General features: G+C 63.3%; 23 protein-coding genes. 9 read left to right on the top strand and 14 right to left on the bottom strand.

All coding sequences use genetic code 11. The features are described 5' to 3' along the window. Nucleotides 1–159: 159 nt before the first annotated feature. Nucleotides 160–600, top strand: a complete 441-nt coding sequence (locus tag AC3YOG_RS05935; protein ID WP_489934430.1) for a tellurite resistance TerB family protein — start codon at nt 160–162, stop codon at nt 598–600. Nucleotide 601: 1 nt separating this feature from the next. On the opposite strand, the gene AC3YOG_RS05930 is transcribed toward AC3YOG_RS05935, so the two are convergent. After that, nucleotides 602–1174, bottom strand: a complete 573-nt coding sequence (locus AC3YOG_RS05930) for a hypothetical protein (RefSeq protein WP_489934429.1) — start codon at nt 1172–1174, stop codon at nt 602–604. A gap of 66 nt (nt 1175–1240) precedes the next feature. Between AC3YOG_RS05930 and AC3YOG_RS05925 the strand changes: the two genes are divergently transcribed. The 4 genes from AC3YOG_RS05925 to AC3YOG_RS05910 all read left to right on the top strand — a co-directional run bounded on the left by AC3YOG_RS05925 (nt 1241) and on the right by AC3YOG_RS05910 (nt 4353). After that, entirely contained in the window at nt 1241–1693 is a 453-nt protein-coding gene (locus AC3YOG_RS05925) for a universal stress protein (protein WP_489934428.1), read from the top strand. A 94-nt stretch (nt 1694–1787) separates the two neighbouring features. Then, the gene (gene ppa, locus AC3YOG_RS05920; protein WP_127754715.1) at nt 1788–2321 is read left to right on the top strand and encodes an inorganic diphosphatase; all 534 of its coding nucleotides are present in this window, start codon (nt 1788–1790) and stop codon (nt 2319–2321) included. 65 nt (nt 2322–2386) lie between these two features. Continuing rightward, nucleotides 2387–3757 carry a serine hydrolase gene (locus tag AC3YOG_RS05915; protein WP_489934427.1) on the top strand — a complete coding sequence of 457 codons (1371 nt, stop codon included), beginning with the start codon at nt 2387–2389 and terminating at the stop codon, nt 3755–3757. Further along, nucleotides 3754–4353 carry a chloramphenicol phosphotransferase CPT family protein gene (locus AC3YOG_RS05910; RefSeq protein ID WP_489934426.1) on the top strand — a complete coding sequence of 200 codons (600 nt, stop codon included), beginning with the start codon at nt 3754–3756 and terminating at the stop codon, nt 4351–4353. The genes AC3YOG_RS05915 and AC3YOG_RS05910 overlap by 4 nt, the downstream gene beginning before the upstream one ends. Here AC3YOG_RS05910 and AC3YOG_RS05905 read toward each other — a convergent pair. Next, the gene (locus AC3YOG_RS05905) at nt 4350–4883 is read right to left on the bottom strand and encodes a cytochrome b (protein WP_127754718.1); all 534 of its coding nucleotides are present in this window, start codon (nt 4881–4883) and stop codon (nt 4350–4352) included. The two genes, AC3YOG_RS05910 and AC3YOG_RS05905, sit on opposite strands and share 4 nt — an antisense overlap. A 75-nt stretch (nt 4884–4958) precedes the next feature. Here AC3YOG_RS05905 and AC3YOG_RS05900 point away from each other — a divergent pair, with 75 nt between their 5' ends. Beyond that, entirely contained in the window at nt 4959–5417 is a 459-nt protein-coding gene (locus AC3YOG_RS05900; RefSeq protein WP_489934425.1) for a MarR family winged helix-turn-helix transcriptional regulator, read from the top strand. On the opposite strand, the gene AC3YOG_RS05895 is transcribed toward AC3YOG_RS05900, so the two are convergent. The 4 genes from AC3YOG_RS05895 to AC3YOG_RS05880 all read right to left on the bottom strand — a co-directional run bounded on the left by AC3YOG_RS05895 (nt 5414) and on the right by AC3YOG_RS05880 (nt 9078). Next, nucleotides 5414–5965, bottom strand: coding sequence for a dihydrofolate reductase family protein (locus AC3YOG_RS05895; protein WP_489934424.1), 552 nt, complete (start codon nt 5963–5965; stop codon nt 5414–5416). The genes AC3YOG_RS05900 and AC3YOG_RS05895 overlap by 4 nt on opposite strands. Before the next feature lie 217 nt (nt 5966–6182). Continuing rightward, the gene (locus tag AC3YOG_RS05890; RefSeq protein WP_489934423.1) at nt 6183–8324 is read right to left on the bottom strand and encodes a sodium-translocating pyrophosphatase; all 2142 of its coding nucleotides are present in this window, start codon (nt 8322–8324) and stop codon (nt 6183–6185) included. Nucleotides 8325–8450: 126 nt separating this feature from the next. Next, nucleotides 8451–8741 (bottom strand): DUF167 family protein, encoded by a 291-nt coding sequence (locus AC3YOG_RS05885; protein ID WP_489934422.1) that lies wholly within the window; start codon nt 8739–8741, stop codon nt 8451–8453. Nucleotides 8742–8787: 46 nt separating this feature from the next. Next, nucleotides 8788–9078 (bottom strand): YggT family protein, encoded by a 291-nt coding sequence (locus AC3YOG_RS05880; RefSeq protein ID WP_489889669.1) that lies wholly within the window; start codon nt 9076–9078, stop codon nt 8788–8790. 153 nt (nt 9079–9231) lie between these two features. Between AC3YOG_RS05880 and AC3YOG_RS05875 the strand changes: the two genes are divergently transcribed. Next, entirely contained in the window at nt 9232–9729 is a 498-nt protein-coding gene (locus tag AC3YOG_RS05875) for a DUF3597 domain-containing protein (protein WP_489934421.1), read from the top strand. A gap of 40 nt (nt 9730–9769) precedes the next feature. Here AC3YOG_RS05875 and AC3YOG_RS05870 read toward each other — a convergent pair whose 3' ends face one another. The 5 genes from AC3YOG_RS05870 to AC3YOG_RS05850 form a co-directional block, all read right to left on the bottom strand. Continuing rightward, the gene (locus AC3YOG_RS05870; protein ID WP_489934420.1) at nt 9770–10378 is read right to left on the bottom strand and encodes a DedA family protein; all 609 of its coding nucleotides are present in this window, start codon (nt 10376–10378) and stop codon (nt 9770–9772) included. Between the two features lie 93 nt (nt 10379–10471). Then, nucleotides 10472–12283: a translational GTPase TypA gene (gene typA, locus AC3YOG_RS05865; protein WP_127754726.1), complete on the bottom strand. Its 1812-nt coding sequence runs from the start codon at nt 12281–12283 to the stop codon at nt 10472–10474. 186 nt (nt 12284–12469) lie between these two features. After that, a complete protein-coding gene (gene chrA, locus AC3YOG_RS05860) occupies nt 12470–13690 on the bottom strand; it encodes a chromate efflux transporter (RefSeq protein WP_489934419.1) in 1221 nt (406 codons plus the stop codon). A gap of 60 nt (nt 13691–13750) precedes the next feature. Beyond that, nucleotides 13751–15844, bottom strand: coding sequence for a sensor domain-containing protein (locus tag AC3YOG_RS05855; RefSeq protein ID WP_489934558.1), 2094 nt, complete (start codon nt 15842–15844; stop codon nt 13751–13753). A 115-nt stretch (nt 15845–15959) separates the two neighbouring features. After that, on the bottom strand, nt 15960–17186 hold the full coding sequence (locus AC3YOG_RS05850) for an argininosuccinate synthase (protein WP_127754729.1): 1227 nt from the start codon (nt 17184–17186) through the stop codon (nt 15960–15962). A 114-nt stretch (nt 17187–17300) separates the two neighbouring features. On the opposite strand from AC3YOG_RS05850, the gene AC3YOG_RS05845 reads away from it, so the two are divergent. After that, complete coding sequence (locus tag AC3YOG_RS05845; protein ID WP_489934418.1) at nt 17301–17948, top strand: LysE family translocator; 648 nt, start codon at nt 17301–17303, stop codon at nt 17946–17948. A gap of 51 nt (nt 17949–17999) precedes the next feature. Next, nucleotides 18000–18158 carry a YqaE/Pmp3 family membrane protein gene (locus AC3YOG_RS05840; RefSeq protein WP_072343446.1) on the top strand — a complete coding sequence of 53 codons (159 nt, stop codon included), beginning with the start codon at nt 18000–18002 and terminating at the stop codon, nt 18156–18158. Nucleotides 18159–18160: 2 nt separating this feature from the next. Here the strand turns inward: AC3YOG_RS05840 and AC3YOG_RS05835 are convergent, their stop codons facing one another. From AC3YOG_RS05835 to rlmN, 3 genes are read right to left on the bottom strand one after another with little or no spacing between them, the layout of a single operon-like run. Further along, the gene (locus AC3YOG_RS05835) at nt 18161–18541 is read right to left on the bottom strand and encodes an HNH endonuclease family protein (protein WP_489934417.1); all 381 of its coding nucleotides are present in this window, start codon (nt 18539–18541) and stop codon (nt 18161–18163) included. After that, nucleotides 18541–18945 carry a bleomycin resistance protein gene (locus tag AC3YOG_RS05830; protein WP_489934416.1) on the bottom strand — a complete coding sequence of 135 codons (405 nt, stop codon included), beginning with the start codon at nt 18943–18945 and terminating at the stop codon, nt 18541–18543. Before AC3YOG_RS05830 ends, AC3YOG_RS05835 begins: the two co-directional genes overlap by 1 nt. Before the next feature lie 10 nt (nt 18946–18955). Further along, nucleotides 18956–20158, bottom strand: a complete 1203-nt coding sequence (gene rlmN / locus AC3YOG_RS05825) for a dual-specificity RNA methyltransferase RlmN (protein ID WP_489934415.1) — start codon at nt 20156–20158, stop codon at nt 18956–18958. Nucleotides 20159–20198: the final 40 nt, after the last annotated feature.

Genomic DNA, 20198 nt, shown 5'->3' with positions numbered 1-20198 from the left:
CGGACCGGGTTCCGGAGTCAAGCCGAGTCTTTTTGCGGGGTTGGGGAAAAGGTTAACCTTTGCCATCCACCGCCCTCGCAATGAAGGATGGAACGCTAACCGCGCCTTAGCGCTTTCCTCTTACCGCCGAAAGGCCAGATGCCGGCAGAGGTTTTTTGCATGTTCGACGCCCTTACTCGCTTGTTTGCAAAACCAGAAACGGCAATGGACGAGCATGATCCGCAACTGGCGGCAGCAGCCCTCCTGGTGCATCTGGCATCGGTAGACGGGCAGATGAAGCCCGAAGAGCAGCAGGCCATCAAGACTGCGCTGATGAGCCACTACCAACTCGATGAAGCGACTGTGGATAAACTGGTGCGGCAAGGCGCCATGCGCGATGCCGAGGCGGTGGATTTCTACCGCTTTACCTCGGCCTTAACCGCGCTGGAGCTCGAGGATCGCATCGCCATCATCCGCATGATGTGGGAAGTGGTGTTTGCCGATGGCAAGAATCACGAACTTGAGGACAACATGGTCTGGCGCATCGCCGAGCTGATCGGCGTACCTTCGCGCGAACGCACCGTGCTGCGCAACCAGATCGGCAAATCTCGATCCTCTTGAGCTACCAGGCCTTGAAGGTGCCGATGGTTTTGGCTTCATCAAGCGCACAATCGAACTCGCCAGCCTGGTCGGCGGCGGCACGCGCCAACTCGTTGGCATCGGGATTAGCCAAGGCGTCCACATAGGCGATGTGACAGGAATTGCCTTCGGCAATCTGGCTAACCACCAGGATCTCGTTGCTGTCTTCGCCCGTTTCGGCATCGGCAGTGTGGTAGCGCACGATGGTCGAGATAGGCAGCCAGCGGCCTGAGGCGTTGGACAGCCGCCATTCCAGCTTGGGGCCGAGGCGGTTGAAGGGCGGCAGGGTTTGGGCGCCGTTTTCGTTGTTGTCGCCAAAGCCATAGGCCAGGGAAAAGCGCAGATCCCCTTCCATGACCTTGAGCGGAAAGCCTTTGTAGCCGGGGCAGGCCCAGCTGGCGCCGAAATCGTCAGCGTCGAGCACGAGGCACTCGTTCAGGTCCAGATCGGTATAAGCGCTGTTGAAACCCGATTGGGCCAGTGCGGGGGTCGCCAAGGCACTGGCCCCCAATGCCGCACCGAGGCAAAATAGCCCTGCCATTCTGATCGAGATCAAATTCGCCACCTTTGTGTTTCTGCTACAAAACCGTTGCAAGCCATTCCATCACAGGGAGAAACGCCGATGTTCAACAACATCCTCATCGCCACCGACGGCTCCGAACTGGGCGACAAGGCCCTCGCTGCGGCGCTCAACCTAGGCAAGGGCAGTGGCGGAAAGGTGACCGTTTTGACCGTGACCGACCCGGTGGCGACCATGGTCGGGGGCACGGGTGGATTTGGCCAGATCGATGCGGGGCCGCTGATCACCCAGCTCGAGGATGGCTATCGCGAACGTGCCGGCAAGGTGCTGGCGGCGGCGCAGGAGCAGGCGCAAGCCTTTGGAATAGCTGCCGAAACGCTGCACCTGCCCGACCATCTAGCGGCTGACGGCATCATCGAAACGGCCGAGCAGCAGGGAAGTGATCTGATCGTGATGGGCTCGCATGGGCGGCGGGGACTAGGGCGATTATTGCTGGGCAGCCAGGCGGCCGAGGTGCTGGCGCGCGCCAAAGTGCCGGTTTTGGTGGTGAAATAAGCCACTACAGGCAAGAGGCTTGCTTTTGCTGGCGGTTCTGGGCAACAAGGCCGCCACCTTTTCGCCACCCAGATGAACCAAGGCTGAACGCCCAATGAACATCGACGCCATTCCAATCGGCAAGAACCCGCCCGAAGACCTCAATGTGATCATCGAAGTGCCTTTGGGCGGCGAGCCGATCAAGTACGAAATCGACAAGGCCTCGGGCGCGCTGTTCGTGGACCGGTTCCTCTACACCCCAATGCGCTATCCCGGCAATTACGGCTTTGTGCCCCATACGCTGTGTGGCGACGGCGACCCGCTCGATGTGATCGTGATGAATTCGCGCCCGCTGGTGCCGGGCGCCGTGGTGCGCTCGCGCCCGGTTGGCGTGTTGTTCATGGAAGACGATGGCGGGCAGGATGAAAAGATCATCGCGGTGCCCGTGTCCAAGCTGACGCGCATGTATGACAACATCCTCGATATCGAGGATTTCCCGGAAATCCAGCTTGAGCGGGTGAAGCACTTCTTCACGCACTACAAGGATCTCGAGCCCGGCAAATGGGCCAAGATCGACCGGATCGGCAATCTGGCCGATGCGCGCAAGGTGATTCTCGATTCCATCGAGATGGCCAAGGGCGCCCAATAGGCCCTGCCCCATCTTGGCCGCAACGCGGGTGCAGCCTTCGAGCAATGCACCTGCGAGGGCCACTGATGAACCGTCGAACTGCAACGCTGCTTACCCTGGGCCTTTGCGCCACCCCGGCGCTGGCCCAGACAGCATCATCCTCCTCGCCCGACATCGCTGCGGCTTTAGCTGACCGGCTCGATCGCGCCGGGCAAGGCAAGGGTATTGCGACGGCCCGGCTGCACAATGGCGAGGTCCAATTTGCCGGCCATGGCGTTGTTGCCGAGGGCGGCGCGCCGGTAAGCGAAACGACGATCTTCGAGATCGGCTCGATCAGCAAGCTCTTCACCAATCTGCTGCTGGCGCAACTTGTGCTCGATGGCGCGGTGAGCCTTCATGCACCCGTTGCCAACTACCTGCCGGCCGGCACGGCGGTACCCAGCCTTGCCGGCCGCGAGATTACCCTGTTTGATCTTGCGACGCACAGTGCGGGCCTGCCCGCCATTCCCCCCGATCTGGGCGTGGCAGATCCCGCCGATCCATATCGCGGCTACAGCGCCGAACAGCTGCTGGCGTTTCTGACGGGCTACACGCTGCTCCGGGAACCGGGCAGCCAATTTGAATATTCCAATACCGGGGCGGCGCTCCTCGGACTGGCGCTCGAGCATACCGGGGGGAAACCCTACGCCGATCTTGTGCGCGAGCGCATTCTTGAGCCCCTGGGCATGACCGAGACTGGCCTTGTGCCGGTCGATCCCGGGCGGTTTGCCACCGGGCATGACCGGGCCGGCAATGCGGTACCCCATTGGGGCTTTGACGTGTTTGCCCCGGCGGGTGGTTATTGCTCCACCGCCGCCGATCTCACCCGCTTCGTCCAGGCCGCCAGCGGCGCTGTGGTAACCGATCTCGCTCCAGCCTTCGCGCTGATGCTGGCCGAGCAACGACCGGCTGGTTCGCCCAATATGCGGATTGGGCTGGGCTGGATGGTGCTTAATGGCCCAACCGGCCCACTGATCTGGCACAATGGCATCACGGGGGGCTTCAACAGCTTCATCGGCTATGCGCCCGAAAGCAAAGCGGGCGCGGTGGTGCTGGCCAATGCGGTGACGCAAACCGGGATCGAAGATTTAGGCTTTCACCTGCTCGAGGCCAGCCTGCCGCTGGCGCCACAACCAGAGCGGCGAGAGCCGGTCAGCATCGATCCAGGGCTGCTGCCGCGCTATGCCGGCACTTATCGGCTGGGGCCCGAATTCGACCTGGTGGTCACGAGCGAAGGGGGGCGGCTGTTCGTGCAGGCGAGCGGGCAAGAGCGGCTGGAAGTGCTGCCGCAAAGCGAAACCGAGTTCTTTTACACCGTGGTCGACGCCCAGATCAGCTTCGAGCTCAATGCCGAGGGGCAGGTCACCGGGCTCGTGCTGCACCAGAATGGCCAGGATATTCCCGGCAAGCGGCAATGAGCGGCCGGGTCGTCATCCTCAATGGCGCGCCGCGCTCGGGTAAATCGAGCATCGCCCGGGCCGTGCAGGACAGCCTGCCCGGGCAGTGGATCAATCTAGGGGTGGATGGCCAGAACGCCACCCTGCCCGAAGTGCTGCGCCCGGGAATTGGGTTGCGGCCGGGCGGTGAGCGGCCCGATCTCGAGCCGGTGGTGGTCCGGCTTTATCACGCGCTTTACGCCTCGATCGCCGCGCATGCCCGCGAAGGCTTTGATGTGGTTGCGGATGTCGGGCACCACGACGGCTATTCGGCACCCCTCGGGATCCTGCCGCGCTCGGCGCGGCAGCTAGCGGGGCTCGATGCACTGCTTATAGGCGTGCGTTGCCCGATCGAGACGATCATGGCGCGCCGCAATGCCGATCCGCAAAACGGGTTCTATGCCGCGGGACCGGGCGTGCCCGCACCGGTGCTGCGCTGGCAGGAGGCGGTGCACCAGCCCGGCATCTATGACGGGGAAGTGGACACCGGCAGCATGACCCCACAGGACTGCGTGGCCGTGATCGCGGAGGCGCTGACCCGGCCCAAAACGGCCCTGCCCCAGCTCGCCCGGCTCTAGCGCCCCAGCCCCATGCGGGCCAGCAAATTGTCGCGGCGGATGAACTGGTGGTAAAGCGCGGCGGCGATGTGGCCGAGCGCCAGGATCAGCAGCAGCCGCGCCACAATCGCATGCACGGTGAAGGGTGGTGCCAGGGCAAAATCGGGCAAGGCACCGCCACCGCCAAACAGCACCAGATTGCCGCCGGTTGTGATCAGGGTGCCCATGCCGCTCGCGACCATGACAAGGATCACCAGGTAAAGCCCATAGTGCACGCTGCGGGCCGCCAGGTGCTCGAGCCGCGAGGGGCTGGCGCCATCCTCGGGCCGGCGATCGAAGAACACCCACCAGACAATGCGGAACACGGTCAGCACGGCGATGCAAACCCCGACAATGGCATGAAAGCGCAGCAAGCCCGCTTCGGTCGCCGGATCACTGGCATTGCTGGCAGACAGGCCGGTACCCAGCATGACGGCGATGGCCGCCGCGGTGATCCAATGGATGAGGATGGCGATAGTGCCATAACGACGCGGCGTACTCTTGAGCGACATGGGAGTGATCCTTGTGCCGGCTGGAGGGACGGCCTATACATAGCATCCTATGAACAAAGATAGCAAGCTATGTAAATGACACTGAGCCGTGAAACTTCGGCGGGGTACCTCGCCAACTGGGCCGCGCGGCTGTTTGCGCGCGAACTGGACCGGCAGTTGCAGCCCACCGGCATTGCGCCCGCCTATATGCCGGTGATGTTCGCCCTGGGCGACGGGGGAACGCTGACGCAAAAGGAACTGGCGCGCCGCGCGGCCGTGGAGCAACCAACAATGGCCGCAACGCTCAACCGCATGGAGCGCGACGGCTTCATCAGCCGCCGGCCCGACCCGGCGGACCGGCGCAGCGCGCTCGTCGTGCTGACCCCTTCCGGGCTGGCCCTGCTGCCCGAGGTGGAGCGGGTGGTGCACACGATCAATGCTCTGGCCCTGGCGAGCCTTTCCAGCGCCGAACAGGCGGCGTTCTTCGCCGCAATCGGCAAGATCATCGCGGCACTGGAACAGCAAGATCCAGCCCTTGCCCCATCGACCGCCTAATCGGCGCGCCGGCTATAGGTCAGGATGGCATTGCCCTTGCTGGTGCGCTCCATATTCTGGAGCTCGAGGCGGGTGGCCGGATCATCGGGGCCGAACAGGTGCCGCCCCTTGCCGGCAATCACCGGGTGCATGATCAGCACCAGCTCGTCCATGAGGCCCGCGAGCAGCAATTGGCGCACCAGCGACAACCCGCCCATGGCGGCGATATCGCCGCCGGGCTGGTTCTTGAGCCGGCGTACGAAATCGAGCAGGTCCCCCTCGATCAGCTCGGCATTGCTCCAGGCAAGCGGCGGGGTCAGGGTTTCGGAGGCGACATATTTGGGCACGCCATTGATGAACTCGGCAAAATCGAGGTCCTGGCTGGCATTGGGCCAATAGCTCGCCCATTGCTCAAAGCCGACGCGACCCATCAACACCGCGTCGATGCTGCTGATGGTCTGGTCCATCAGGGCGCCCAGTTCCTCGTCAAAGCTATCGAATTGAACCTGGTCAGGCGCTTCGGCGACGCCATCCACAGAGTAAAACAGGCCGGCTATGAGTTTTCGCATGATGTTGTCCTGATCGGGATGACACTTGCTCTTGCGACGCACAGAACGGCCCGAGTTCGACAATTCTGCGGCGATTTTGTTGGGGGTCCCTCCGTTAGCTCGAAAGGATCAGTCGGTGTTTTCCGTGGGCAAGGGAGCTTCGGGTTTCCGGCTGATGGCAAGAAGGCCCGGGAAACGCCCCGGGCCTTCTTGAGTTTCGGTCGAGGCGGATGCCTTGCTAGCCCCAGTGGGCCAGGACGGCGAGCAGTAGCAGGGCGACGATATTGGTGATCTTGATCATCGGATTAACGGCGGGGCCCGCAGTGTCCTTGTAGGGGTCACCGACAGTGTCGCCGGTGACGGAAGCCTTGTGGGCGTCGCTGCCCTTGTGGTGCACGACGCCGTGGCTATCGGTGAAGCCGTCCTCAAAGCTCTTTTTGGCATTGTCCCAGGCACCGCCGCCCGCGGTCATGGAAATGGCGACAAAAAGCCCGGTGACGATCACGCCCATCAGCATGGCACCGAGGGCGGAAAAGCCGGCCGCGGGCCCGGCGATCCAGTTGATCAGGAAGAACACCACAATGGGCGACAGCACCGGCAGGAGCGACGGCACGATCATTTCGCGAATCGCGGCTTTGGTCAGCATATCCACGGCGCGGGCATAATCGGGCTTGGAAGTGCCGGCCATGATGCCGGGATCGGCCTTGAACTGGCGGCGCACTTCCACCACGACCGATTGGGCGGCACGTCCGACCGCGGTCATCGACATGCCGCCGAAAAGGAACGGCAAGAGGCCACCAAACAGCAGGCCCACGACGACATATGGATCGGCCAGCGAGAAGGTGAGCGTACCCATGCCGGCAAAGATCGCCGGGGCGTCGGGCAGAGCCGAGAAATAGATGAGGTCCTGCGTATAGGCGGCAAACAGCACCAGCGCCCCAAGGCCCGCCGAGCCGATGGCATAGCCTTTGGTGACGGCCTTGGTGGTATTGCCCACCGCATCGAGCGCATCGGTGTTGTGACGCACTTCGGCGGGCAGGCCCGCCATTTCGGCAATGCCGCCGGCATTGTCGGTGACGGGGCCAAAGGCATCGAGCGCGACGACGATACCGGCCAGCGCCAGCATGGTGGCGACGGCAACGGCAATGCCGAAGAGCCCCGCCAGCGAATAGGTGATGATGATGCCGGCAATGATCACCAGCGCCGGCAGGGCGGTGGATTCGAGCGACACCGCAAGACCCTGGATCACATTGGTGCCGTGCCCGGTGACGGAGGCTTCGGCGATGGAATTGACCGGGCGCCGGCCAGTGCCGGTGTAATATTCGGTGATGACGATGATGAGCCCGGTGATGGCCAGGCCCGTCACCCCGCACCAGAACAGCGACCAGGGGGTAAAGACCTTGTCGCTGGCTTCGATCAGAAGGTTCATGTCGCCAAAGATCAGCCAGAGCACGGGCACGAGGACGATCAGGGACAGCACGCCGGTGGCGATGATGCCCTTGTAAAGCGCGCCCATGATGTTGTTGCTGGCCCCCAGTTTCACCGCAAAGGTGCCGGCGATCGAGGTCAAAACGCAAGCCCCGCCAATGGCGAGCGGCAGCACCATGCCGGCCAGCTTGAGCGCCTCGGGCAGGATGATGGCGGCGAGCACCATGGTGGCAACGATGGTGACCACATAGGTTTCAAACAGATCGGCGGCCATGCCGGCGCAATCGCCGACATTGTCGCCCACATTATCGGCGATGGTGGCCGGGTTGCGCGGATCATCCTCGGGGATGCCCGCTTCGACCTTGCCCACCATGTCGCCGCCCACATCGGCGCCCTTGGTGAAGATGCCGCCGCCCAGGCGCGCGAAGATCGAGATGAGGGAAGCGCCAAAGCTCAGCGCCACCAGGGCATCGATTACGGTGCGGCTGGTGGGCGCATAGCCGATGCCGGTCAGCAGCAGGAAATAAACGGTGATGCCGAGGAGCCCGAGGCCCGCCACCAGCATGCCGGTGACGGCACCCGACTTGAAGGCGAGATCGAGCCCACGGGCGAGCGAAGTGGTGGCGGCTTGGGCGACGCGCACATTGGCGCGCACCGACACATTCATGCCGATAAAGCCGGCAGCGCCGGACAGCACGGCGCCCAGCAAAAAGCCGATGGCGGCATAGGTGCCCAGCAACAGCCAGGCGGCGATGAAGATCACCACGCCGACAATAGCGATGGTGGTGTATTGACGCTTGAGATAGGCCGAGGCGCCTTCACGCACGGCAGCCGAGATTTCCTGCATGCGCGCCGATCCGGGATCGGCGGCCAACAGGGTACGCGTGGTGATCACGCCATAAACAACACTCAGACCGCCACAAACGACGATCAGCCACAAAGCTAAAGTCATGCACAAGTCCCCTCAATGCCTTGAGGGATCCGCTCCCGGTGCGCCGATCCTCCAATCGGCGGAGCCGGCTCCTCCACGAACCCCCTCCGCGGCGATGATGCGGGGGATTGGGCGGCAAGGCAATCGCTAATGCGATGTTTTGTCGCGGCTCGCTGGGAGAGCGGCGGCAAGCCGGGCGGCCAGAACCGGGCCGTCGCCGGCGATGTGAAGGGTCTTGAGGCGCGCGGTGGCGCCCGAGGTGATGCGCAGAGCCGAGCGCGAGATGCCCATCGTCTGGGCGAGGACGGCAATTACCGCGTCATTGGCCTTGTTCTTGTCGGGGATGGCGGCAACGCGCAGCTTGAGCGCCGCGCGCCCGTCACCCAGCACCATGATCTCGTCGATGGCGGTGCGCCCGGCATTGGGCAGCACGCGCACGAGAAGGGTCAGCCCGGCGGCATCGATCCGCCAGGGGAGCGTTGGCTCAAACGACGTTGGGATAGCCGTAGCGCAGGATCACCTGCTGGATAAAGAAGATGATCAGGAACAGCACGATCGGGCTGATATCGAGGCCCGAGAAATTGGGCAACATGTTGCGGATCGGGCGCAGCACCGGCTCGGTTAGCTGATTGACCATGCGCCACACCGCGGCGACGAATTCGTTGCGGGTGTTGATGACGTTGAACGAGATCAGCCAGCTCATGATGATCATGATCAGCACGATCCACCAGTAGAGCTGGAGGACAACCATGATGACATCGAGGACGGCGGCCATGAGCGGATGATCCTTCGCGAAATAACTAGGCGCTATCTAGGGCTTCGGCGTCGCTCCGGCAAGAGTGCCCATGCAAGGCTGGCAGCGACGATCCCCGGAACAGGGTTGCGCCCGAGACGTTGAGTGGCTCCAACAACAAACAGGAACCAAGCAATGGGTTTTTTCAGCGACATCAAGGACAAGATCTTCGGCAAGCACGAGGCGCAGCCCACAATCGTCGCGCAGGCCCCCGCGCAGGCATCCCCAAGCGCTGCCCCGGCCGCACCAGCTCCAAGCCGCCAGCCGGCCGGCGCTGCCGCGTCGCCGGCCGCAGCTTCCTCGCCGGTGCCAACAGCACCAGCCGCCCAGGGCAATGCTGCAGCGGCCCCGGCGGCGACTGGCGCCAGCAGCGGGGCGCAGGTCGACGTGGCTGCGATCCTTGATGCCGCGGTGGCCAAGAGCGGCCAAACGCTGGACTGGCGCAAATCCATCGTCGATTTGATGAAAGCTCTAGGCATCGACAGCAGCCTTGCCGCGCGCAAGGAGTTGGCCCAGGAGCTCAACTACACCGGCAGCACCGAGGACAGCGCGGCCATGAATATCTGGCTGCACAAGGCGGTGATCCAGAAACTGGCCGAGAATGGCGGCAAGGTGCCCGCAGAGCTGCTTTAAACAGCCAAACGGCGTCCGGCTTCTGGCCGGGCGCCCATCCCTAGCCGATATCCTTGATCGGCTTCCAGGTGGCGAAGCGATAGAGATAGATCACGACCGCAAGGACGACGACGCCGGTGGAGACCGGATCGACCCAAGCCTCGACGGCTTCATAGCCTTCGTGGAGCAGATAGCCTGAGGCGGTCAGGAGCCCCGTCCAGAGCACGGTGCCGATCGCCGAAACGGTGATGAAGCGGCCAAAGGGCATGGCAGCAAGACCGGCCGGCACGGAAATGAGGGTGCGGATGGCGGGGATCAAACGACCCAACAGGATCGCCCAGATGCCATGGCGGTCGAACCAGTGCACGGCCTTGTCGATATCGTCTTCGCTGACCGTGGCGATGCGCCCAAGGCGGTTGCAAAGCAGGGTGAAGCGATGCAGGCCCAAAAGGCGGGCCGCGAAATACCAGACCGACGTGCCCGCGAGCGACCCCAGCACGCCGGCGAGCAGCACGCCCCAGCCATTAAGCTCGCCGCTAGCGGCCACATAGCCAGCAAAGGGCATGATCAGCTCGGAGGGAATGGGTGGAAAAACGTTCTCGGCCACCATCAGGAGAAAGATCCCCACATAGCTCCATTGGGTAATGGTGCCGATGATCCACTCGCTCATGATCCACTCCGTCTCCGATGGGGCGCACCATTACCGCAAAACGCCAAGAAAGGGTAAGGGCCCCGTTGTTTCCAACGGAGCCCCTGGTGTTTTTTAGCCGGCCTTGGAGCGCAGCGCGCGCTTGCGATCATTGGGATCGAGCCAGATCTTGCGCAGGCGGATCGACTTGGGGGTCACCTCGACATATTCGTCTTCGGCGATATAGCCGAGCGACTGCTCCAGGGTGAGCTTCTTGGGCGTGGTCAGGCGAACCGCCTCATCCTTGGAGGTGGTGCGGATATTGGTCAGCTGCTTGCCCTTGAGCGCATTGACCTCAAGGTCGTTGTCGCGGCTGTGCTCGCCGATGATCATGCCTTCATAGATGTCGACGCCGGCGTCGATCATGATCGGGCCACGGTCCTCGAGGTTCCACAGCGCAAAGGCGACGGACTGCCCGGTGCCGTTGGAGATCAGAACGCCGGTGCGACGGCCAGGCAGTTCGCCCTTGAAGGGGGCAAAGGAGTGGAACAGGCGGTTGAAGATGGCCGTGCCGCGGGTATCGCTCAGCAATTCAGGCTGGTAGCCGATCAGCGAACGGGTCGGCACCAGGAGCCGAATACGCGTACGGCCAACGCCCGAAGCGCGCATTTCGACCAGCTCGCCCTTCCGCTCGGTCATCTTCTGGACGACCGTGCCGGTGTGCTCGTCATCGACGTCGATGATGACTTCCTCGATCGGCTCGAGCTTGACGCCGTTTTCTTCCTTCATCAGCACTTTGGGGCGGCCGATGGTCAGCTCGAAGCCCTCGCGGCGCATGTTTTCGATCAGAACGGCCAGCTGCAATTCGCCACGGCCAGCCACGTCGAAGCTGTCATTGTCGTCGCCCGGCGTCACCTTGATGGCGACATTGCCTTCGGCTTCGCGCATCAGGCGTTCGCGGATCACGCGGGACTGCACCTTGTCGCCTTCGCGGCCGGCCAGTGGGCCGTCATTGATGCGGAAGGTGACCGACAGGGTCGGCGGATCGATCGGCTTGGAGGCGATCGGTTCCATATTGGTCGGCGAGGAAATGGTGTCGGCAACGGTCGAGGTCTCGAGACCGGCAATGGCGACGATGTCCCCGGCTTCGCCCACATCCACGGGGGTGCGCTCAAGGCCACGGAAGGCCAGCACCTTGGAGACGCGACCCTTTTCGACGATCTTGCCTTCGCGGCTGAGCGTATGGATGGGATCGCCGGCCTTGACCGAGCCCGAAAAGATGCGGCCGGTCAGGATGCGGCCGAGAAAGGCATTGCGCTCGATGGTGGTGACCAGCATGCGGAACGGACCGGTTTCGACCTTGGGCTCGGGCACATGCTCGATGACCTTGTCGAGCAGCGGCGCGAGGCTTTCCTTGGGACCGGCGGGATCGGCACTCATCCAGCCCTGCTTGGCAGCGCCATAAAGGATCGGGAAGTCGAGCTGTTCGGGCGTTGCGTCGAGGGCGATGAAGAGATCAAAGATTTCTTCGAGCACTTCGAGGTGCCGCTCGTCCGACTTGTCGATCTTGTTGATCGCCACGATCGGACGCAGGCCCTGGGCCAGCGCCTTGCCAAGCACGAACTTGGTCTGGGGCATCGGGCCTTCGGCGGCATCGACGAGGATCACGACACCATCGACCATCGAGAGGATACGCTCCACTTCGCCGCCGAAATCGGCGTGGCCGGGGGTGTCCACGATATTGATGCGGGTGTCTTTCCAGAGCAGCGAGGTCACCTTGGCGAGAATGGTGATGCCACGCTCGCGCTCGATGTCATTGCTGTCCATGGCGCGCTCTTCGACGCGTTCATTTTCGCGGAACGAGCCGGACTGCTTGAGCAGCACGTCGATCAGGGTGGTCTTGCCATGGTCAACGTGAGCGATGATGGCGATATTGCGCAAGGACATTAGGGGCGGAGCCTTTGAATGCATGATTCACGCCCACAAACCGCCACGCGGCGACAACGAGTTGAACCATGAAGGAAAACAACAACGCCACCCGCTAACAGGCAGGACCGGCGCTTTTGTCGCGGCTATTACAGGTTTTAGCGCCATCGGACAATCCCTGTGACTGCAGGGCGGCAATGCACCGCGTCACACAAGGGCCAAAAGGCATCCACCAAGCGCGGTCGCGCCGACCAAAATCGAGGGCGGCACGCGACCGACCGCGAGTAGTAAATAGATGGTTACGGCGAGGGCATAATCCAAGGGGGTGCGCAGGGCCAATGTGGCCACGGGATCAAACAAGGCGGCAGCCAGCAGCGCCACCACCGCCACATTGGCGCCCGCAATCAGGTGGGCGATGGCGGGAACAGCGGCTAGGCGGCGCCACAACGGCAAGGCTGCCCCCATCAGCAGCAAGCCGGGCGCGAAGATGGCGAGCGTTGCGCCGAGCGCACCCAGCAGCGTGTAGCCGGACGGGGCGGCGGCAGCGCCAAGGAAGGTGGCAAAGGTAAACAGCGGCCCCGGCACCGCCTGGGCGGCGGCATAGCCGGCCAGAAAGGTTGGCGGCGACACCCAGCCGGGCGCCACCACGCTGTCTTCCAGCAAGGGCAGCACCACATGCCCGCCCCCGAACACCAGGGCGCCGGTGCGATAAAAGGCATCAAGGAACTGCACGGCAAAGCCGCCCACCCCCGCAGCGGCGAGCAGCGGCAGACCAAGGAGCAGCAGGGCGAAGGCGGCAAGGAGCGCGATGCCCACACGCATCGACAAGGCTCCGGCAGGCACGGAAGCGTTGGTTCCGCTGGCATTGCCCCAGCCCAGCAAAAGGCCACAAAGCGCGCCAAGGCTCATCACCAGAAGCTGCCCGGCAATGCCGGGCACCAGCGCCAGCAACACCAGCGCCAGGGCAGCCACGCCAAGGCGGGAGGGCGTGGTGAGGAGCGCCCCGCGCATGCCCCAGACGGCTTGGGCCACAACAGCCACCGCCACCAATTCAAGGCCATGGAGCGCCCCAGACAGGGCTGGTCCCTGAAGGGCAAGAAGGCCGGCAAAGAAGGCCAGCATCAGGAGGGCCGATGGCAGGGTGAAGCCAACAAAAGCTGCCAGCCCGCCGAGCCAGCCGGCGCGCACCACGCCCAGGGCAAAACCGACCTGGCTGGAGGCCGGCCCCGGCAGGAGCTGCCCCAAGGCTACGAGCTGGGCATAGCCATGCTCATCCACCCAGCCGCGGCGGGCGACAAGTTCGTCGCGGAAATAGCCGAGATGGGCGATGGGGCCGCCAAAGGAGGTCAGTCCCAGGGCTAAAAAGGCGGCGAAAACCTCGCCCGGCGTGCCGGCAAGCGGGGCGGTGGGGGCGTCGGCTCGGCTCATCCGCGCACCCTTAGCCTCAAGTTATGACAGCGCGATAACGCCACCGCTTGCCAGCGGCGCTCAGGAGGCCGCGCGCAGCAATCGGGTGTGCTCGACTTGCCGAATAAGCATCAGCTCGAGCACGGCCGGGGCCAGGGGCGGGGAAAACAGGAACCCCTGCACTTCCGAGCAACCCAGGGCGCGCACCAATTCGAGCTGTTCGGGGGTTTCCACCCCTTCGGCCGTGGTGGTCATCCCGAGGCTCTGCCCCAGCCCGATCACCGCGCGGATGATGGCCAGATTGTCGCTGCGGGTGGTCAGATCGCGCATGAAGGAGCGGTCGATCTTGATCTTGTCGAAGGGAAAGGAGCGCAGATAGGAAAGCGAGGAATAGCCGATGCCGAAATCGTCCATGGAAATGCGCACACCCATTGCGCGCAGCTGATGCAGCGCCCGCAGGGTCGATTCGTTGTCGGCGAGCAGCAACGATTCGGTGATTTCGAGCTCAAGGCGGCTCGCGGGCAGGCCCGCATCGGCAAGCGCCGAGCGGATTACGCTCACCAGTTCCTTGTTGCGGAACTGGACGGTTGAAAGGTTCACTGCAACGCGCACCCCGTCGGGCCAGGTGGTGGCCGTACGGCAGGCCTCGCGCAGCACCCATTCGCCCAGGGGCACGATGAGGCCGGTTTCCTCGGCAATGGGGATGAACTCGGCGGGAGAAATCGAGCGCTCCGCGCAATCCCAGCGCAACAGGGCCTCGACGCAGCCGATTTTGTTTTGCTCCAGATCGAGCAAGGGCTGGAAGACAAGGCGCAGCTCGTCGCGCGCCAGGGCGGCCCGCAGGCCCGCCTCGATGCTGCGGCGCTGCTGCAACTCCTCGTCCATACCCGTTTCAAAGAAGTGGAAGGTGGAGCGGCCATCCGCCTTGGCCTTGTAGAGCGCCATATCGGCATGCTTGACCAGGGTATCGGTGTTCACCCCATCCTGGGGCGCCATGGCGATACCGACCGAGGCGCTGATATCGATCTGGTGCTCGCCGATGGTAAAGGGGGCCGCCATGGCCTTGACGATGCGGTTGGCCACCTTGGCGGCATCGGCCTCGCTCGACACCGAGCGCAGCAGCAAGGCAAATTCATCGCCCCCCAGACGGGCCAGCAGGTCGTTGTCGCGCGTCGTGCGCCACAAGCGCATCCCGGCTTCCCGGATCAGCTCGTCACCCACCGCATGGCCCAGCGTGTCGTTGACGCCCTTGAAGTGGTCGAGATCGATATACAGCACCGCCGCCTGTTCGCCGCGCCCGATCGCGGCTTCCGCATTGGCCATTTCCTCGAGGAACTGCACCCGGTTGGGCAGATCGGTCAGGGCGTCATGGCGGGCGAGATAGCGGATGCGCGCCTCGATCTGGCGCTGCTCGGTGATGTCTTCGTGGCTCGACACCCAACCACCATCCTTCATCGGATGGTGCTGCATCATGATAACGCGGCCGTTGAATTCATGCACGTTCTTGCCGTATTCGCCGCGCGCGATGATGTCGCGGCGCCAGGCGATATATTGCTGCCGGGAGGTGCCCGAACTCATGCCGCTATCGAACAGGTGGCCCAAAATTTCTTCGAGCTGAGTACCGGGACGCACCAGCGCCTCGGGCAGATTGTAGATGCGCTGATAGGGCTCGTTGCAGATCACGAGGCGCCCCTGGGCGTCGCACATGCACAGGCCCTGGGAGATATTGTTGACCGCCGCGTCGAGCCGGATGTTCTGGCGCTCGAGTTCGCGCCCGCGCTTTTGCATCACCTCGGTGCGCGCGATTTCCTCGGTCACGTCCTCATGGGTGATCACCCAGCCCAGCGCCGGATTAAACACATGGGCGGTTTCGATGATGCGCCCGCCCCGCACTGCTTCCTGGCTTTTGTGGCGCGCGCCATCGCGATTGGCCAGCAATTCGCCGGCATAGGCCGCGTAAAAGGCCTCGGGGGTTTGGTCGGGGTGATTGCCCAGGCTCGACGAGATCCCCACCACCGCCTCGAGCGTCATGCCGACCTGGAGGTGCTCGGGCTCAAAACCATAGATTTCGCAATAATGCTGGTTCCACAGCACCAGGCGAAATTGGGGGCTCCACACGCAAAATCCATAGGGCATGCTTTGGAGCGCCGCATCCAGCAGCAGCGCCCCGGACATCTCGCTCAAACTTCCAGCGTCCAATGCCCGCACGAGCCGACCCCTTCCGCGGTGCTTTGCGCACAACGGACTAACGCTAGAGGTCGGCTCTTAAGGCCCGATTAACGCGGAAGGCTTATGGGCGCTCCGCCTTGCGATTGCGCGCCGCCCAAGTCTTGAGCCGCAAGCCGTTGAGGCGGATGAAGCCCTCGGCATCATGGTGGTCATAAGCGACCGCGCCTTCCTCGAAGGTGACGAGGTCCATGGAATAAAGCGAGTTGGGCGAGGTGCGCGCAATCACATTGGCGCTGCCCTTGTAGAGCTTCACCGTGACTTCGCCCGACACATAGTCCTGGCTCTTGTCGATCATGGCCTGCAGCATTTCGCGCTCGGGCGAGAACCAAAAGCCGTTATAGATCAGCTCGGCATATTTGGGCATCAGCTCGTCCTTGAGGTGAGCTTCGCCGCGATCCAGCGTGATCGATTCAATGCCGCGATGGGCCACCAGCATGATGGTGCCGCCCGGCGTCTCATAAAGCCCGCGCGACTTCATGCCGACAAAGCGGTTCTCGACGAGGTCAAGTCGGCCAATGCCATGCTTGCCACCCAACTCATTGAGCTTGGTCAGCAGCGCGGCAGGCGACAGCTTTTCGCCATTGACCGAAACAGGATCGCCCTTTTCGTAGCCGATGGTGATGATCTCGGGCTCGTTCGGGGCCTGTTCGGGATCAACCGTGCGCTGCGGCACATAGTCGGGATAAGGCACGCCGGGATCTTCGAGCACCATGCCTTCCGAGGAGGTGTGCAGCAGATTGGCGTCAACCGAGAACGGGGCCTCGCCCCGCTTGTCCTTGGACACCGGGATCTGGTTGCGCTCGGCATAATCAAGCAGCTGGGTGCGGCTGCGCAGGTCCCATTCGCGCCAGGGAGCGATCACCTTGATCGAAGGGTCGAGCGCATTGGCGGTCAATTCGAACCGCACCTGGTCATTGCCCTTGCCCGTGGCACCATGGGAAATGGCATCGGCGCCGGTTTCCTGGGCGATTTCAACCAGGCGCTTGGCGATCAGCGGGCGGGCAATGGAGGTGCCCAGCAGATACTGACCCTCATACACCGCGTTGGCGCGGAACATGGGAAACACGAAGTCGCGCACGAATTCCTCGCGCAGGTCCTCGATGCGGATATCCTTGATGCCGAACATCTCGGCTTTCCGGCGCGCCGGCTCAAGCTCTTCGCCCTGCCCGAGGTCCGCGGTGAAGGTCACCACTTCGCAGTTATAGGTTTCCTGCAGCCATTTGAGGATGATGGAGGTATCCAGGCCGCCCGAATAGGCGAGCACGACCTTCTTGATGTCTTTTGCCATAACTTTGGTTCTTGCGCTTGGGGGTTGGCGCCAGCTGGCGCCACAAATCGGGCGCACCCTATTCAGCCCGGGCCGGGCATGCAATTGTCCGGGCCGAATTTCTTGAGCACCTCTATGCCCGCCTTTGTTCCCGATCTTTCCATGCTGCTGGCCTTTGCGCTGGCCGCTTTTGTTCTGGCGATCACGCCAGGCCCCGATATGGCGCTGCAAATGTCGCGCGCCATCAACTATGGGCGGGCGCATGGCTTTGCCACGGCGGCGGGGGCAATGAGCGGCATTCTCGTGCATACCTGCCTCGCGGCGTTGGGCATTTCGGTGCTGATCGTCGCGGCGCCGACGGCATTTCTCGTGCTCAAGATCGCTGGCGCCCTTTATCTTTTGTGGCTGGCCTATGGCGCGGTGATGCACGGAGGCGGGCTGCGCCTGGCCGAACGGGCCGCCCGAACGCCAACGCTGCGCGAAAGCTATGCCACCGGGATCGGGATCAATCTGCTCAATCCTAAAGTGGTGCTGTTTTTCGTGACCTTCCTGCCCCAGTTCGTTGACCGGCACGATCCGGCCGCGCCCGGCAAGCTGTTTTTCCTGGGGGGCGAATTCATCCTGGTTTCGATCCCGGTCGCCATTGCCATGGTGCTGGCGGCCGAGCGCATGGCGGGCCTGCTCGCGACCAACAAGCTAGTGCAGCGCGCGCTCAACTGGAGCTTTGCGGCGGTGTTCACCGGTTTTGCCCTGACCATCCTCCTTGCCGAAGGGCGCCGCTAGGAACGGCTGGCCGCGTTTGTTCGTTAGCCCGGCAGAACAAGAGGGCAAGGCATGGACGTTCTGCGCATTATCCTGTCGGTGATCATTCCACCGGTCGGCGTCTTTCTTCAGGTGGGGCTCGGGCTGCAGTTCTGGCTCAATATCCTGCTGACGCTGCTGGGTTATTTCCCCGGCCTGATCCACGCCGTGTGGGTGATCTTGCGCAAATAGAACTAGTCGCGCGGCTTGCGGCTCGCGCGCCGCTCCCGCGTCATGCGAGTGGGGGCGTGGAAGTCGGGCCGCTTGGTTTGCACCCACGCAATGAACTCGGCCAGTTCCTGATCGGCCCGCAGCGCCTCGACGTCGTTGAGCTTGCTCGCCAGCTCGGTAGCGGAAAACCGCGCGTGAATGGCGCTGTGGCAGATCTGGTGCAGCTGCACCGTACCCAAATGGGTACCGCCCTTGAGGCGCGGCGTCAGATGATGGCGGCTGGATTTGGCTTCGGGCGGGATGGGGCGTTCGCACAGGGGGCAGATCAAAGGCGCCCTCGCCGCGGCCAAGCGCTCCGCTGCCGCGATGGCCGCATCGATGCGCCGTTGCGATGGTCTTGGCATCAGCCGATTTCGGCGAAGCGCAGCAGATACCCGTCCGGATCCTGCACACAGAACTGGCGTTGCCGCACCACGCCGCTGCCCGCCTGATAGATCTTGGTTTCAACGGGCAGGAACAACGCGACGCCGGCCGCCGCAAGGTGCTCGAGCACGGGAGCAAGGGCGCTGACGCGGATCTGTAAGTTGATGCCGCGCCCGAAGGGAGGCTCGAGCGACCCCGTCTTCCAGTCTCGAGCCAAGCCGAGTTGGTCGAGCATGAGAAGGGCCCCTTCCCGCTCCAGCATGGCAAAGCCTTCGGCGGGCCGCTCGTAGCGAACGGCAAAGCCCAGGAACTCGCAGTAAAAGCGCAGACTGCGCGAGAGATCGGCGACGGACAACTCGGGGATCAATGCCGGATCGCCGCCCATCGCTGCTCCCTTAGCCGGCGAGCGCTTCGCGATCCTTGCGGCTCAAGCGCTCGCTTTCGCTCTTGAGCTGGCCGCAGGCCGCAAAGATGTCGCGCCCGCGGGGCGTGCGCACGGGGCTGGCATAGCCGGCCTTGTTGACGATATCGGCAAAGCGCTCGATCCGTGAGGAAGGCGAGGTGCCATAGTTCGAGCCGGGCCAGGGATTGAACGGGATCAGGTTGATCTTGGCAGGAATGCCCGCGAGCAGCCGCACCAGTTCACGCGCCTCGGCATCGCTGTCATTGATGCCATCGAGCATCACATATTCAAAGGTGATGCGGCGGGCATTGCTGAGGCCCGGATAATTGCGGCAGGCTTCCAGCAGCTCTTCGATCGGCCACTTCTTGTTGATGGGCACCAGCACATCACGCAGATCATTGTTGGTGGCATGCAGCGAAATGGCCAGCATCACATCGATCTCGCGCCCGGTGGGCTCGATAAAGGGCACGACGCCAGAGGTCGAAAGGGTAATGCGGCGCTTGGACAGGCTCATGCCGTCGCCCGCCGACGCGATCAGCAGGGCCTGCTTGACGTTCTCGTAATTATAAAGCGGCTCGCCCATGCCCATCATCACGATATTGGTGATGGCACGGCTCCCGTCAGCCGGAACAAGACCGCCATCATCGGGGCGGCTGCCGCCGGGGAAATCGCCCAGCCGCTCGCGGGCCATCAGCACCTGCCCGAGAATTTCCCCGGCGGTGAGATTGCGGACAAGCTTTTGCGTTCCGGTATGGCAGAACGAGCAGGTAAGCGTGCACCCGACCTGGGAGGAAACGCAAAGCGTGCCGCGGTCCTGCTCGGGGATATAAACGGTTTCCACCTCGACGGGTGGATAGAGCGGATTGGCGGGATCGCGGAAGCGGAACAGCCATTTGCGGGTGCCATCGCTCGAAACCTGCTCGGAAACGATCTCGGGGCGATCAAGGATGAACTTGTCGGCCAGCAGCTGGCGCACCGGCTTGGCGACATTGGTCATGCGCTCGAAATCGGTGACCCCGTTCACATAAAGCCAGTTCCACAACTGGCTCGCGCGCATCTTGCTTTCGCGCTCGGCAATGCCCGCGCCCACCAATGCCTCGGCGAGCTGCGGCTTGCCCAGGCCGATCAGCGAAGGCCGGCTGGCGACCGGCGAACGCATGGCAGACGAATGGTCAAGATTAAGCGCAATGCTCATGGGGGCAAAGGTCCGGAAGGTGCGGGATCAGGTGGCCAAT

Source organism: Devosia sp. Z6_126 (genome assembly GCF_058133495.1).
Note: the sequence above shows the minus strand (reverse complement) of the source record. Positions and strands in the feature narration are given on the sequence as shown.